The organism is Pseudoduganella rhizocola, from assembly GCF_045984285.3.
In the GTDB taxonomy this organism is placed as follows: Bacteria; Pseudomonadota; Gammaproteobacteria; order Burkholderiales; family Burkholderiaceae_D; genus Rugamonas.
On the sequence record NZ_JBJQIK030000011.1, the window covers coordinates 15626 to 28750 of the forward strand.

General features: G+C 60.0%; 24 protein-coding genes. 22 read left to right on the plus strand and 2 right to left on the minus strand.

Going from position 1 to position 13125, the window contains the following annotated elements; all coding sequences use genetic code 11:
* On the plus strand, nt 1–1887 hold the full coding sequence (locus ACJRPG_RS20670) for a glycoside hydrolase family 127 protein (protein ID WP_408002003.1): 1887 nt from the start codon (nt 1–3) through the stop codon (nt 1885–1887).
* Nucleotides 1888–1890: 3 nt separating this feature from the next.
* Here the strand turns inward: ACJRPG_RS20670 and ACJRPG_RS20675 are convergent, their stop codons facing one another.
* On the minus strand, nt 1891–2166 hold the full coding sequence (locus ACJRPG_RS20675) for a type II toxin-antitoxin system RelE family toxin (RefSeq protein WP_408002004.1): 276 nt from the start codon (nt 2164–2166) through the stop codon (nt 1891–1893).
* Nucleotides 2132–2446 carry a type II toxin-antitoxin system Phd/YefM family antitoxin gene (locus tag ACJRPG_RS20680; RefSeq protein WP_408002005.1) on the minus strand — a complete coding sequence of 105 codons (315 nt, stop codon included), beginning with the start codon at nt 2444–2446 and terminating at the stop codon, nt 2132–2134. The genes ACJRPG_RS20675 and ACJRPG_RS20680 overlap by 35 nt, the downstream gene beginning before the upstream one ends.
* Before the next feature lie 266 nt (nt 2447–2712).
* Here ACJRPG_RS20680 and rplC point away from each other — a divergent pair, with 266 nt between their 5' ends.
* From rplC to secY, 21 genes are all read left to right on the plus strand, one after another.
* Nucleotides 2713–3369 carry a 50S ribosomal protein L3 gene (gene rplC / locus ACJRPG_RS20685; RefSeq protein ID WP_231767616.1) on the plus strand — a complete coding sequence of 219 codons (657 nt, stop codon included), beginning with the start codon at nt 2713–2715 and terminating at the stop codon, nt 3367–3369.
* A 3-nt stretch (nt 3370–3372) separates the two neighbouring features.
* A complete protein-coding gene (rplD, locus tag ACJRPG_RS20690; RefSeq protein ID WP_408002006.1) occupies nt 3373–3993 on the plus strand; it encodes a 50S ribosomal protein L4 in 621 nt (206 codons plus the stop codon).
* On the plus strand, nt 3990–4304 hold the full coding sequence (rplW, locus tag ACJRPG_RS20695) for a 50S ribosomal protein L23 (protein WP_408002007.1): 315 nt from the start codon (nt 3990–3992) through the stop codon (nt 4302–4304). The genes rplD and rplW overlap by 4 nt, the downstream gene beginning before the upstream one ends.
* On the plus strand, nt 4304–5131 hold the full coding sequence (gene rplB / locus ACJRPG_RS20700) for a 50S ribosomal protein L2 (RefSeq protein WP_408002008.1): 828 nt from the start codon (nt 4304–4306) through the stop codon (nt 5129–5131). The genes rplW and rplB overlap by 1 nt, the downstream gene beginning before the upstream one ends.
* Before the next feature lie 9 nt (nt 5132–5140).
* Entirely contained in the window at nt 5141–5416 is a 276-nt protein-coding gene (rpsS, locus tag ACJRPG_RS20705; RefSeq protein ID WP_130315950.1) for a 30S ribosomal protein S19, read from the plus strand.
* The gene (gene rplV, locus ACJRPG_RS20710) at nt 5413–5745 is read left to right on the plus strand and encodes a 50S ribosomal protein L22 (RefSeq protein ID WP_207232949.1); all 333 of its coding nucleotides are present in this window, start codon (nt 5413–5415) and stop codon (nt 5743–5745) included. The genes rpsS and rplV overlap by 4 nt, the downstream gene beginning before the upstream one ends.
* 9 nt (nt 5746–5754) lie before the next feature.
* Nucleotides 5755–6555 carry a 30S ribosomal protein S3 gene (rpsC, locus tag ACJRPG_RS20715; protein WP_231767620.1) on the plus strand — a complete coding sequence of 267 codons (801 nt, stop codon included), beginning with the start codon at nt 5755–5757 and terminating at the stop codon, nt 6553–6555.
* A gap of 2 nt (nt 6556–6557) precedes the next feature.
* Nucleotides 6558–6977, plus strand: coding sequence for a 50S ribosomal protein L16 (rplP, locus tag ACJRPG_RS20720; protein WP_231767621.1), 420 nt, complete (start codon nt 6558–6560; stop codon nt 6975–6977).
* A gap of 12 nt (nt 6978–6989) precedes the next feature.
* A complete protein-coding gene (rpmC, locus tag ACJRPG_RS20725) occupies nt 6990–7181 on the plus strand; it encodes a 50S ribosomal protein L29 (RefSeq protein WP_107144092.1) in 192 nt (63 codons plus the stop codon).
* Complete coding sequence (gene rpsQ / locus ACJRPG_RS20730; protein ID WP_408002009.1) at nt 7178–7444, plus strand: 30S ribosomal protein S17; 267 nt, start codon at nt 7178–7180, stop codon at nt 7442–7444. Before rpmC ends, rpsQ begins: the two co-directional genes overlap by 4 nt.
* A 258-nt stretch (nt 7445–7702) precedes the next feature.
* Nucleotides 7703–8071, plus strand: coding sequence for a 50S ribosomal protein L14 (rplN, locus tag ACJRPG_RS20735; RefSeq protein ID WP_107144090.1), 369 nt, complete (start codon nt 7703–7705; stop codon nt 8069–8071).
* Nucleotides 8072–8080: 9 nt separating this feature from the next.
* A complete protein-coding gene (rplX, locus tag ACJRPG_RS20740; protein ID WP_231767624.1) occupies nt 8081–8395 on the plus strand; it encodes a 50S ribosomal protein L24 in 315 nt (104 codons plus the stop codon).
* A gap of 6 nt (nt 8396–8401) precedes the next feature.
* On the plus strand, nt 8402–8941 hold the full coding sequence (rplE, locus tag ACJRPG_RS20745; RefSeq protein ID WP_231767625.1) for a 50S ribosomal protein L5: 540 nt from the start codon (nt 8402–8404) through the stop codon (nt 8939–8941).
* Between the two features lie 6 nt (nt 8942–8947).
* Nucleotides 8948–9253: a 30S ribosomal protein S14 gene (gene rpsN / locus ACJRPG_RS20750; RefSeq protein ID WP_231767626.1), complete on the plus strand. Its 306-nt coding sequence runs from the start codon at nt 8948–8950 to the stop codon at nt 9251–9253.
* Nucleotides 9254–9267: 14 nt separating this feature from the next.
* Entirely contained in the window at nt 9268–9663 is a 396-nt protein-coding gene (gene rpsH, locus ACJRPG_RS20755; protein ID WP_408002010.1) for a 30S ribosomal protein S8, read from the plus strand.
* A gap of 13 nt (nt 9664–9676) precedes the next feature.
* Nucleotides 9677–10210 (plus strand): 50S ribosomal protein L6, encoded by a 534-nt coding sequence (gene rplF, locus ACJRPG_RS20760; RefSeq protein WP_050409756.1) that lies wholly within the window; start codon nt 9677–9679, stop codon nt 10208–10210.
* A gap of 13 nt (nt 10211–10223) precedes the next feature.
* On the plus strand, nt 10224–10586 hold the full coding sequence (gene rplR, locus ACJRPG_RS20765) for a 50S ribosomal protein L18 (RefSeq protein WP_107144084.1): 363 nt from the start codon (nt 10224–10226) through the stop codon (nt 10584–10586).
* 10 nt (nt 10587–10596) lie between these two features.
* Entirely contained in the window at nt 10597–11115 is a 519-nt protein-coding gene (rpsE, locus tag ACJRPG_RS20770; RefSeq protein WP_049817602.1) for a 30S ribosomal protein S5, read from the plus strand.
* 10 nt (nt 11116–11125) lie between these two features.
* Nucleotides 11126–11302, plus strand: coding sequence for a 50S ribosomal protein L30 (gene rpmD / locus ACJRPG_RS20775; protein ID WP_050409754.1), 177 nt, complete (start codon nt 11126–11128; stop codon nt 11300–11302).
* A 27-nt stretch (nt 11303–11329) separates the two neighbouring features.
* Nucleotides 11330–11761: a 50S ribosomal protein L15 gene (rplO, locus tag ACJRPG_RS20780; protein ID WP_408002011.1), complete on the plus strand. Its 432-nt coding sequence runs from the start codon at nt 11330–11332 to the stop codon at nt 11759–11761.
* 26 nt (nt 11762–11787) lie between these two features.
* On the plus strand, nt 11788–13122 hold the full coding sequence (secY, locus tag ACJRPG_RS20785) for a preprotein translocase subunit SecY (RefSeq protein WP_408002012.1): 1335 nt from the start codon (nt 11788–11790) through the stop codon (nt 13120–13122).
* The last annotated feature ends 3 nt before the right edge of the window (nt 13123–13125 follow it).

The following is a 13125-nucleotide window of genomic DNA, read 5'->3' on the forward strand; positions in this document are numbered from 1 at the left end:
ATGGACAACGCCGTTACCATGTTCCCCGCGCCTTCCCAGGTCAAGCTTTCCGGCCTGCTGGGCGAGGCGCTCGATGCCAACCGGCGCGGCCGCCTGTCGCATTTCATCGAAGACCGGCACAGCCCCGCCATCGCGCTGTTCGGCGCGGCCCACAAGTGCTGCAATCATGAAGGGGACTGGTACGGCGAGCACGCGGGAAAATGGCTGTACGCAGCCGCCCGCGCCGCCAACCGCAGCGCCGATCCGGTGCTGGCGCAGCATGTGCTGCAGGTTGCGGATTTCCTCGCCTCCGAACAGGAAGCGGACGGCTACCTCGGCACCTATGCGCCGGAACGCCGCTTCATGCAGAAGCAGGCGCGTGGCCCGCGCACCTGGGACGGCGCTCCCGGCAAGCGCACCTGGGACATCTGGACCCACAGCTACCTGATCATCGGCCTGCTGGAAGTGCACAAGTTCTTCGGCCATGCGCGCCATCTGGAGGCGGCGCGCAAGATCGGCGACCTGTGCTTCGCCACGCTGACGCGCGGCGATATCGACATCACGGAGCTGGGCAACCACCACGGCATGTCGGCCACTTGCCTGCTCGATCCGGCGGCCGAGCTCTATCTGCGCACCGGCGAGCCGCGCTACCTGCAGCTGGCGGAACTGATCGTGCAGCAGGCCGACGCGCGTGTTGAACTCAATCTGCTGACACAGGCCGTCAATGGCGTGGACGCAGCGGAAATCGCCACCGGCAAGGCCTACCAGCTGTGCTGGAATATGGTGGGCATGGCCAAGTTGCACCGCGCCACCGGCAAGCCGCAGTACCTGCAGGCCGTGCGCAATGTGTGGCACAGCGTGCGCGAGTACCACCTGTCGCTGGGCGGCGGGCCATGGGGCGGCGTCGCGCACCGTTCGCGCGAGGTGTTCAACCACCATGGCGCCTTCTCGCCATACGGCTATATCGAGACCTGTTCCACGCTGGCGTGGATGCAGATGAACCGCGAACTGCTCGCCATCACCGGCGAGGCGCAATTCGCCGAAGAGATCGAGCGCTCGGCCTATAACGACCTGCTGGCTGCGCAGGCCCCGAACGGCGAGGACTGGTGCTATTACATCTTCCCCAACGGGAAGCGGGTGTACACGACTTACTGGCGCTGCTGCAAATCCAGCGGCTCGATGGCGATCGAGGAACTGCCGGGCGTGGCCTACACGCTGCGCGGCGCCGACGAAATCGCCGTCAACCTGTACGGCCCCGGCGAGGCGATGCTGGCCACCGCGGCGGCAGGCGCCGTGCGCCTGGTGCAGCAGACGGCGTATCCAGCGGATGGCAGCGTACGCATCGAAATCCAGCCCGAGCGGGCAGGGCGCTTTACGCTGGCGCTGCGTATCCCGGCGTGGGCGCACGGCGCCGCGGCGGCGGTGAATGGCGCCGGCACGGGCGCGGATGGTGCCAAGACCGGCGCGGGCGAGACGGCGGCGCAGCCCGGCAGCTATCTGCGCATCGAGCGCGAGTGGCAGGCGGGCGACGTGGTGGAGCTGTCGCTGCCGATGGCGCCGACGCTGCACCGCAAGCTGAGCCAGAACACCCAGGAATCGCTGGCCCCGGACGGCTCGCCCGTAGCCCAGCAGGTGATGCGCTACGAATACGCCGCCATCACACGCGGCCCGCTGGTCTATGCCACCGGCCTGATCGACGGCTTCAAAACCGAGGAAACGGTCATCCTGGCCGACGGCGAACAATTGGCAATGGCCCCCGAGGCGCTGCCGCAGGACGCCAGCGGCCCCGCCATCCGCCTGAAACTGGCCTCGCGCCCCGACCTGATCTTCGTCCCCTACTACGAAGCCGGCGGCCGCCGCGACGGCACCTGGCGCCTCACCTGGCTCCAGCTCGCCCCACCGCTGTAGCACTCAGCTAGTACGCTGCCACGCCCGGTAGACCTCGTCATCATTGCGTTTTCCGATGACGAGGATTTCAACAATATCGCCATGAATCGCGTAGACGATGCGATATTCGCCACAGTCAACCCGGCGCTCGTCATGCCGGGCGCCGCGCAACGCTTTGCTGTCATGTGGATGGCCTTCTTTGAGGAGCCTGAAGATCGCCCCGCCAATCTGTTTGTATTGTTTGGCCTGGAGATCGGCCAGGACCTTATATGCCGCGTGGGTAATCGCCAGCTTCAGCATGGCTCTTGTCCTCCGTGAAGTCGGCAATAAACGCCGCAACCCGGTCGTCCCCGGCAAAACCCTCACGACGCGCCAGCTCGGCCTCGGCGAGCAACAGTTTGTCCTGCAGAAGCTCGATGTGGGCCAGCATTGCCTCGAAGTCGCGTTTGGACACCATAAACGCCGTGAGGCGGTCATGTTTGGTAATGCCCACCGGGCGGCCTAGCGCCGCATCAAGCAATTCGCCGAAGCGGGTTTTGGCATCCCGCGCGCTCATCGTGGGGAAATTCGCTGTGCTCATCACGCTCTCCTTTATCCCAGTTCAATATACGTGAAGGGGAGGTTTGAATCAAATTGATTAAAGTGATTAATTTGATGCAAATCAACCATCATCCCATCTTGCGGCGTCGTCCGAAATAGTCGACATACCCCCAACATACTTGTTGCGTCAAGGGTCTTTTCACGCTAAACTAGCCGGCTTCGGTATGGATTCGTCTTTTTATTGGTCCATGCTTCTTTTGTAGTTAAACAAAGCCCCGCCCAATCGTAGGTGGGAATGGAGAAAAAATGAGCCTTGGCCTCCTCGGTCGCAAGGTTGGTATGATGCGCATCTTCACGGATGACGGGGATTCGATCCCTGTGACCGTGCTGGACGTATCGAACAACCGTGTTGCGCAAATCAAAACTCCTGAAACGGATGGTTATTCCGCTGTTCAGGTCGCATTCGGTCAACGTCGCGCTTCCCGCGTGAACAAAGCCGCTGCGGGTCACTACGCTAAAGCTGGTGTTGAAGCCGGTACTCTGCTGAAAGAGTTCCGTGTGGACGCTGCTAAAGCCGCCGAACTGAAAGCTGGTGCAGTGGTTGCCGCTTCCCTGTTCGAAGTCGGCCAGAAAGTCGACGTGCAGGGCGTGTCGATCGGTAAAGGCTATGCCGGTACCATCAAGCGTTACAACTTCTCGTCGGGCCGTGCTACCCACGGTAACTCCCGTTCGCACAACGTCCCAGGCTCCATCGGTATGGCGCAGGATCCAGGCCGCGTGTTCCCAGGCAAGCGCATGACCGGTCACATGGGCGACGTCACCGTCACCACCCAGAACCTGGAAATCGCCCGCATTGACGCCGAGCGTCAACTGCTGCTGGTGAAAGGTGCAGTACCAGGCGCGAAAAACGGCCAGGTGGTTGTGTCCCCAGCCGTTAAAGTTAAAGCAAAGAAGGGAGCTTAATCGATGGAACTCAAGCTCTTGAACGCGCAAGGTCAAGCCGCGTCGAACGTGGCTGCCGCTGACACCGTCTTCGGCCGTGACTACAACGAAGCGCTGATCCACCAAGTCGTGGTCGCTTATGCAGCGAACGCCCGCAGCGGCAACCGCAAGCAGAAAGACCGTGAAGAAGTCCACCACACGACCAAGAAGCCATGGCGCCAAAAAGGCACCGGCCGTGCTCGTGCCGGTATGTCGTCGTCGCCACTGTGGCGCGGCGGTGGCCGCATCTTCCCGAACTCGCCTGACGAGAACTTCACCCACAAAGTGAACAAGAAGATGTACCGCGCCGGCCTGTGCTCGATCCTGTCCCAGCTGGCTCGTGAAGAGCGCCTGGTCGTGATCGAAGATCTGGCAATCGAAGCGCCAAAAACCAAGCTGCTGTCGCAAAAGCTGATCGGCATGGGTCTGGACTCCGTGCTGATCATCACCGACACCATTCAAGAAAACCTGGAGCTGGCCTCCCGCAACCTGCCGAACGTGCTGGTTGTCGAGCCGCGCCACGCAGATCCAATGTCGCTGGTCTTCTACAAGAAGATCCTGGTTACCAAAGCGGCACTGGCACAGATCGAGGAGTTGCTGGCATGAGCGCCGTCAAAATTAGCGAAGAGCGCCTGATGAAGGTGCTGCTGGCGCCGGTCATTTCCGAGAAGGCCACCATGGTCGCGGAAAAGAACGAGCAGATCGTGTTCCGCGTTGCACCGGATGCGACCAAGCCGGAAATCAAGGCCGCCGTTGAACTGCTGTTCAAGGTCGAAGTGGAATCGGTGCAGACCGTGAACCGCGAAGGTAAAGTGAAGCGTTCGGGCCGTTTCATCGGTCGCCGCAACCACACCAAGCGCGCTTTCGTGTGCCTGAAGCCTGGCCAGGAAATCAATTTCTCCGAGGAGGCTAAATAATGGCACTCGTTAAGATGAAGCCAACCTCGCCAGGCCGCCGCGGCATGGTGAAGGTGGTGAACTCCGACCTGTTCAAAGGTCGTCCGTTCGCTGCCCTGGTTGAGAAAAAATCGAAGACCGCCGGCCGTAACAACAACGGCCACATCACCACCCGTCACATCGGTGGTGGTCACAAGCAGCACTACCGCCTGATCGACTTCAAGCGCACCAAGGACGGCATCCCTGCGAAAGTGGAACGCATCGAATACGATCCGAACCGCACCGCGCACATCGCCCTGCTGTGCTACGCCGACGGCGAGCGCAAGTACATCATCGCCTCCAAAGGCATGGCTGTCGGCGACACGCTGCTGAACGGTTCGGAAGCGCCGATCAAGGCCGGTAACTGCCTGCCGATCCGCAACATCCCGGTTGGTACCGTGATCCACTGCGTGGAAATGCTGCCAGGTAAGGGCGCCCAGATGGCCCGTACCGCCGGCGCCGCCGTCGTGCTGATGGCCCGCGAAGGCACTTACGCCCAGGTGCGTCTGCGCTCCGGCGAAGTGCGCCGCGTGCACATCGAATGCCGCGCTACCGTGGGTGAAGTCGGCAATGCCGAACACAGCCTGCGCAAGATCGGTAAAGCCGGTGCCATGCGCTGGCGCGGTGTTCGCCCGACCGTCCGCGGTGTGGTGATGAACCCGATCGACCACCCGCACGGTGGTGGTGAAGGCCGTACCGCCGCTGGTCGTCATCCAGTGTCGCCATGGGGCCAGCAGACCAAGGGCAAGAAGACGCGCAGCAACAAGCGCACTTCTTCGATGATCGTCTCGCGCCGCGGCAAGAAATAAGGATAAATCATGACTCGTTCATTGAAAAAAGGGCCGTTCTGCGACGCCCACCTGGTGAAGAAAGTCGAAGCCGCGCAAGCGTCGAAAGACAAGAAGCCAATCAAAACCTGGTCCCGTCGTTCGACGATCATGCCTGACTTCATCGGTCTGACCATCGCTGTGCACAATGGCAAAGTCCACGTGCCTGTGTATGTGTCCGAGAACATGGTTGGTCACAAGCTCGGCGAATTCGCGCTGACCCGTACCTTCAAGGGCCACGCTGCTGACAAAAAGGCTAAGAAATAATGGAAACCAAAGCTATCCTCAAAGGCGTGCGCCTGTCGGATCAAAAGGGTCGCCTGATCGCTGACCTGATCCGCGGCAAGAAGGTTGACGCCGCGCTGAACATCCTGCAGTTCAGCCCGAAAAAAGGCGCGTTCATCGTCAAGAAAGTGCTGGAGTCCGCTATTGCGAACGCCGAGCACAACGACGGTGCCGACATCGACGAACTGTTCGTGAAAACGATCTACGTTGAAAAGGGCCCGATCCTGAAGCGCTTCACCGCGCGTGCAAAGGGCCGTGGCGACCGTATCTCTAAACAATCCTGTCACATTTATGTGACCGTGGGTAATTAAGGAGCCGCGATGGGACAGAAAATTCATCCAACCGGCTTCCGCCTGGCAGTCACCCGTAACTGGGCTTCGCGCTGGTACGCGACCAACGGCAACTTCGCTTCGATGCTGAACGAAGACCTGAAGGCGCGCGCTTACCTGAAGAAGAAGCTGAAGAACGCCTCCGTTGGCCGCATCGTTATCGAGCGTCCAGCGAAGAACGCGCGCTTCACCGTGTACAGCTCCCGTCCGGGCGTTGTGATCGGCAAGAAGGGCGAAGACATCGAAGTGCTGAAGTCGGACCTGACCAAGATCATGGGCGTGCCGGTGCACGTCAATATCGAGGAAATCCGCAAGCCGGAAATCGACTCGCAGCTGATCGCCGATTCCATCTCGCAGCAGCTGGAAAAGCGCATCATGTTCCGCCGCGCGATGAAGCGTGCGATGCAGAACGCCATGCGTCTGGGCGCCCTGGGCATCAAGATCATGTCGTCCGGCCGTCTGAACGGCATCGAGATCGCCCGTACCGAATGGTACCGTGAAGGCCGTGTGCCACTGCACACCCTGAAAGCGGACATCGACTACGGCACGTCCGAAGCATCGACCACCTACGGCATCATCGGCGTCAAGGTCTGGGTTTACAAGGGCGACCGCTCCGCTACCGGCGAAGCGCCAGTCATCGAAACCCCAGCTGACGAGAAGAAGCCGCGCGGCCCACGCCGCGACGACGGCAAGCCAGCTGGCCGCCCACGTCCAGGTCCAGGCGCTAAACCAGGCGCACCAGCTGCCCGCCGCGCTGCCAAGCCGGCTGCTGCTGAGAAAGCAGGAGAATAATCATGCTGCAACCAAGCCGCAGGAAATATCGTAAAGAGCAGAAAGGCCGTAACACCGGCATTTCGCACACCACCGGCACTTCGGTGTCGTTCGGCGAGTTCGGCCTGAAGGCCGTGGCACGCGGCCGTATCACCGCGCGCCAGATCGAGTCCGCACGTCGTGCGATGACCCGTCACATCAAACGTGGTGGCCGTATCTGGATCCGTGTGTTCCCGGACAAGCCAATCTCCAACAAGCCTGCCGAAGTCCGTATGGGTAACGGTAAAGGTAATCCGGAGTACTACGTTGCCGAAATCCGTCCAGGCAAAGTCCTGTACGAAATGGACGGCGTGGCCGAAGAACTGGCGCGCGAAGCGTTCCGCCTGGCTGCTGCCAAACTGCCGCTGGCTACCACCTTCGTGGTGCGCCAGGTTGGCCAATAATTGGAGTGAAATATGAAAGCATCTGAACTCCGCGGCAAAGACCAGGCAGCTCTGCAGAAAGAGCTGAACGACCTGCTGAAGGCGCAGTTCGGCCTGCGTATGCAATCCGCGACGCAGCAGCTGAGCAACACCTCGCAGCTCAAGAAGGTACGCCGCGACATCGCACGCGTAAAAACGGTAATGAACACGAAGGAAGCAAAATGACCGAGCAAGTAAAGCTGAAGCGTACGCTGATCGGTAAAGTTGTGTCCGACAAGATGGACAAGACCGTTACCGTGCTGATCGAACGTCACGTGAAACACCCTCTGTACGGCAAGATCATTGTCCGTTCCGCCAAGTACCACGCGCACGACGAGACCAACCAGGTCAAGGAAGGCGACACCGTGGAAATCGCGGAAGGCCGTCCGATCTCCAAAACGAAGGCGTGGACGGTGACCCGTGTGGTGCAAGCCGCACAAATCGTCTAAGCAAGTTGATCTACGCCGGGGCGGCGACGCCCCGGCCACAACTTAATTAGTTCTTGCAGGCCCGCAGGTTTTATGTAATACTTGCGGGCTTCGTTCATGTATCGCCGCTAAGTGTCATTCCACTGGCGCGGTTCGCGGTCAGTACTTGTATGAAGATCAAGCACCCAATCAGTGCGCATCGTGCGCTCTGGCGGGACCAAGACTGACCGATGTCCGCATTGTGTGGATTCTTCGGCTTAAGTTGGGAAAGAGAATACTATGATTCAAACTGAAAGCCGGCTCGAAGTAGCCGACAACACCGGTGCCAAGGAAGTCATGTGCATCAAGGTGTTGGGCGGTTCCAAGCGCCGTTATGCTGGCATCGGCGACGTGATCAAGGTCACCGTGAAGGTGGCCCAGCCTCGCGGCCGTGTCAAAAAAGGTGAAATTTATAACGCCGTGGTTGTGCGTACCGCTAAAGGTGTGCGCCGCCAGGACGGTTCCCTGGTCAAGTTCGACGGCAATGCCGCCGTTCTGCTGAACTCCAAGCTGGAACCGATCGGTACCCGTATCTTTGGCCCAGTGACGCGCGAACTGCGCACTGAGAAGTTCATGAAGATCGTGTCCCTGGCACCGGAAGTCCTGTAAGGAGTCGTAATGGATAAGATTCGCAAAAACGACGAAGTCATCGTCCTGACCGGCAAGGACAAGGGCAAGCGCGGCGTGGTGCAACAGCGTGTCGACGCTGAGCACGTCGTGGTGGAAGGCGTGAACGTGGCTAAGAAAGCCGTCAAGCCTAACCCGATGACTGGCGTTACTGGTGGCATCGTTGACAAGACCATGCCGATTCACGTGTCCAACGTTGCCCTGTTCAACGCTGCGACCGGCAAGGCAGATCGCGTGGGCTTCAAGGACGTGGACGGTAAGAAAGTCCGCGTGTACAAGTCCTCCGGCGAAGTAGTGAAGGGGTAATCAGAAATGGCCCGTCTGCAACAACTGTACAAAGACAAGGTCGTTACCGAGCTGACCGAGAAATTCGGCTACAAATCGGTAATGGAAGTGCCGCGCCTGACCAAGATCACCCTGAACATGGGTCTCTCGGAAGCCGTGGCTGACAAGAAAATCATCGAGCACGCTGTGGGCGACCTGACCAAGATCGCCGGCCAGAAGCCTGTGGTGACCAAGGCCCGCAAGGCAATCGCCGGTTTCAAGATCCGCGAAGGCTACCCGATCGGCACCATGGTGACCCTGCGCGGCGCCCGCATGTATGAATTCCTGGACCGCTTCATCACCGTGGCCCTGCCGCGCGTGCGTGACTTCCGTGGCGTGTCCGGCCGTTCCTTCGATGGCCGCGGCAACTACAACATCGGCGTGAAAGAGCAGATCATCTTCCCGGAAATCGAGTACGACAAGATCGACGCGCTGCGTGGCATGAACATCTCGATCACCACGACCGCCAAGACCGACGACGAAGCGAAAGCTCTGCTCGCCGCATTCAAATTCCCGTTCAGGAACTAAACGATCATGGCAAAACTCGCACTGATTAACCGTGAACAGAAGCGTGCCGACCTGGTGGAGAAGTTCGCCGCCAAGCGCGCCGCTCTGAAGGCCATCATTGATGACCAGTCCAAGTCGGAAGAAGAGCGTTACGAAGCGCGCCTGAAACTGCAGGCCCTGCCACGCAATTCCGCGCCGACCCGCCAGCGTAACCGCTGCGCCGTGACCGGCCGTCCACGCGGCACCTTCCGTAAATTCGGTCTGGGCCGTATCAAGCTCCGTGAATTCGCCATGCGTGGCGAGATCCCGGGTATGACCAAAGCCAGCTGGTAATAGGAGAATAAGCAATGAGTATGAGCGATCCTATCGCCGATATGCTGACCCGCATTCGCAACGCCCAGGGCGTGCAAAAAACGACCGTGGCCATGCCATCGTCGAAAGTCAAAGTCGCGATTGCCAACGTCCTGAAGGACGAGGGTTACATTGAAGATTTCGCTGTGACCACCTCCGAGGGCAAAGCGGAACTGAAGATCGGTTTGAAATATTACGTTGGCCGTCCGGTCATCGAGCGCCTCGAGCGCGTGTCCCGTCCGGGCCTGCGTGTCTACAAAGGCAAAGGCGAAATCCCGACCGTGATGAACGGCCTGGGCGTTGCTATCGTGTCCACCCCGCAAGGCGTGATGACCGACCGCAAAGCGCGCGCTACCGGCGTCGGTGGCGAAGTCATCTGCTTCGTAGCTTAAGGAGTAATTGACAATGTCCCGAGTAGCTAAAATGCCGATCGCTGTGCCAGCTGGCGCCGAAGTCGCCATCTCCGCGCAAGCGATCACCGTCAAGGGCCCGCTGGGCACCCTGAGCCAGAGCCTGAACGGCCTGGTCAAAGTAGAAAACAATGCTGGCACGCTGACCTTCGACGTCGCCAACGACAGCCGTGAAGCCAACGCCATGTCCGGCACGCTGCGCGCGCTGGTGAACAACATGGTAACCGGCGTGACCAAGGGCTTCGAGAAGAAGCTGTCCCTGGTCGGCGTGGGTTACAAGGCGCAAGCCGCAGGCGACAAGCTGAACCTGTCGCTGGGCTTCTCCCACCCTGTCGTTCACGCGATGCCAACCGGCGTCAAGGTAGCAACCCCGACCCCGACCGAAATCGTGATCAGTGGTATCGATCGCCAGAAGGTGGGCCAGGTGGCTGCTGAAGTGCGTGCTTACCGCTCCCCTGAGCCTTATAAGGGCAAGGGCGTCCGCTATGTGGACGAAGTGGTCAAGCTTAAAGAAACCAAGAAGAAGTAATTAGGGGCTGACGATGGACAAAAAAGAATCTCGTCTGCGCCGCGGACGTCAAACCCGCATCAAGATCGCGCAACTGAAAGTGAACCGCCTGTCGGTGCACCGCACCAACCTGCACATTTACGCGAACCTGATCAGCCCGGACGCCAAAGTACTGGTCTCGGCCTCGACCGTGGAAGCGGAAGTGCGCGCCGAACTGGCTGGCAAGTCGGGCAAGGGTGGCAACGCCGCCGCTGCCGCACTGGTCGGCAAGCGCGTCGCAGAAAAAGCACTGAAAGCGGGCATCACCGAAGTCGCCTTCGACCGCTCCGGTTTCCGTTACCACGGCCGTGTGAAGGCGCTGGCAGAAGCCGCGCGCGAAGCCGGTCTGAAGTTCTAAGGGTACGATCATGGCAAAAATGCAAGCAAAAATGCAAAGCGACAAGCCGGATGACGGCATGCGCGAAAAAATGATCGCGATCAACCGCGTGACCAAAGTGGTCAAGGGCGGTCGCATCATGGGCTTCGCGGCGCTGACCGTGGTTGGTGACGGCGATGGCCGCATCGGCATGGGCAAGGGCAAGTCGAAAGAGGTGCCAGTGGGTGTGCAGAAGGCAATGGAAGAAGCCCGCCGCAACCTGATCAAGGTTCCGCTGAAGAACGGCACCCTGCATCACACCGTGATCGGCCGCCACGGCGCGTCGAAAGTGATGATGATGCCGGCCAAGCCGGGTACCGGCGTGATCGCTGGTGGCGCCATGCGCGCGATCTTCGAGGTGATGGGCGTGACGGACGTGGTGGCGAAATCCACCGGTTCCTCCAACCCGTACAACCTGGTGCGCGCGACCCTGGACGGCCTGTCGAAAATCAGTACTGCTGCTGACATCGCTGCGAAACGCGGCAAGTCGGTGGAAGACATCCTGGCTTAAAGGAACGACCATGAGCACTATCAAAGTCAAACTGGTGAAGGGCCTGATCGGCACCCGTCAAGACCACCGCGCCACCGTGCGTGGCCTGGGCCTGCGCCGTGTCAACTCGGTTTCCGAGCTGCAGGACACGCCATCGGTACGCGGCATGATCACCAAGGTCGCCTACCTCGTTAAAGTCGTGTCGTAAGCCCCGGCTTACGATCTGGAGAACACAATGGAATTGAATACCATTCAACCAGCAGAAGGCGCGAAGCACGCTAAGCGTCGCGTTGGCCGCGGTATCGGCTCCGGCCTCGGTAAAACCGCCGGCCGTGGCCACAAGGGTCAGAAATCGCGTTCGGGCGGCTTCCACAAAGTCGGCTTCGAAGGCGGTCAGATGCCTCTGCAGCGCCGTCTGCCGAAGCGCGGCTTCAAGTCGCTGAACGCAACCTTCAAGGCTGAAGTGCGCCTGTCCGACCTGAACAACCTGGCAGTCGGCGAAGTCGACCTGCTGGTGCTGAAGCAGGCCGGCGTGCTGAGCGTGCTGGCCCGTGATGTGCGTATTATCGCTTCCGGCGAAATCACCAAAGCAGTGTCCATCAAGGGCCTGAAAGTGACCGCCGGCGCGAAAGCCGCCATCGAAGCAGCCGGCGGCTCGGTAGCCTGAGACGTCTAGCTTGATCGGAGCGAAAATTGGCGACTAATCCACAGCTTGCTAAGAGCGCCGCGGCCGGTTTCCCCTGGAACCGCCTGTGGTTTTTGCTGGGCGCTCTGGTCGTGTACCGCATCGGGGCCCACGTCCCGGTGCCGGGCATCGACCCGGTCCAGCTGGCGGCACTGTTCAAGTCGCAAGAAGGTGGCCTGCTGGGCATGTTCAACATGTTCAGCGGTGGCGCCCTGTCGCGCTTCACGGTGTTTGCCCTGGGTATCATGCCGTACATCTCGGCCTCGATCATCATGCAGTTGCTGTCGATCGTGTCGCCGCAGATGGAAGCGCTGAAGAAGGAAGGGGAGTCGGGGCGTCGCAAGATTACCCAGTACACCCGTTACGCAACCGTCGGTCTGGCCCTGTTCCAGGCATTCGGCATCTCGGTCGCGCTGGAAGCCCAGCCTGGCCTGGTGCTGGATCCGGGCATCGGCTTCCGCTTCGTCACCGTGGTGACGCTGCTGACCGGCACCATGTTCCTGATGTGGCTGGGGGAGCAGATTACCGAGCGCGGTCTCGGCAACGGCATCTCCATCATCATCTTCGCCGGTATCGCTGCCGGTCTGCCGAGCGCCCTGGGTGGCCTGTTCACCCAAGTGTCGACCGGTGCGATCAATGCGTTCTCGGCCATCATCATCGTCATCCTGATCGCTGCGGTGACTTATGCGGTGGTGTTTGTGGAACGTGGCCAGCGCAAGATCCTGGTGAACTATGCCAAACGTCAGGTCGGCAACAAGATCTACGGTGGGCAAACCAGCCATCTGCCGCTGAAGCTGAACATGGCAGGCGTGATTCCGCCGATCTTCGCTTCGTCGATTATCTTGTTCCCGGCGACCATCGTGGACTGGTTCTCGAAGGGCGCCAACACTGACAACAGTGTGGTGCGTTTCCTGAAGGACCTGGCCGCGTCGCTGAGCCCAGGTGAGCCGATCCATGCGCTGCTGTATGCCGTGGCAATCATTTTCTTCTGCTTCTTCTACACCGCACTGGTGTTCAACAGCAAAGAAACGGCGGATAACTTGAAGAAGAGCGGGGCCTTTGTGCCAGGGATTCGTCCCGGTGAGCAGACAGCCCGCTACATCGACAAGATCCTGACCCGATTGACCCTGGCTGGCGCCGTCTACATTACCGCAGTGTGCCTGTTGCCCGAGTTTATGCAGGCCCAGTGGAAAGTGTCCTTTGTGTTTGGCGGAACATCGCTGCTGATTATTGTGGTTGTGACCATGGACTTCATGGCCCAGGTACAAAATTATGTGATGTCGCAGCAGTATGACTCTCTGTTGCGGAAGGCCAACTTCAAGGGCGGAATTCCTACGCGATAAGCG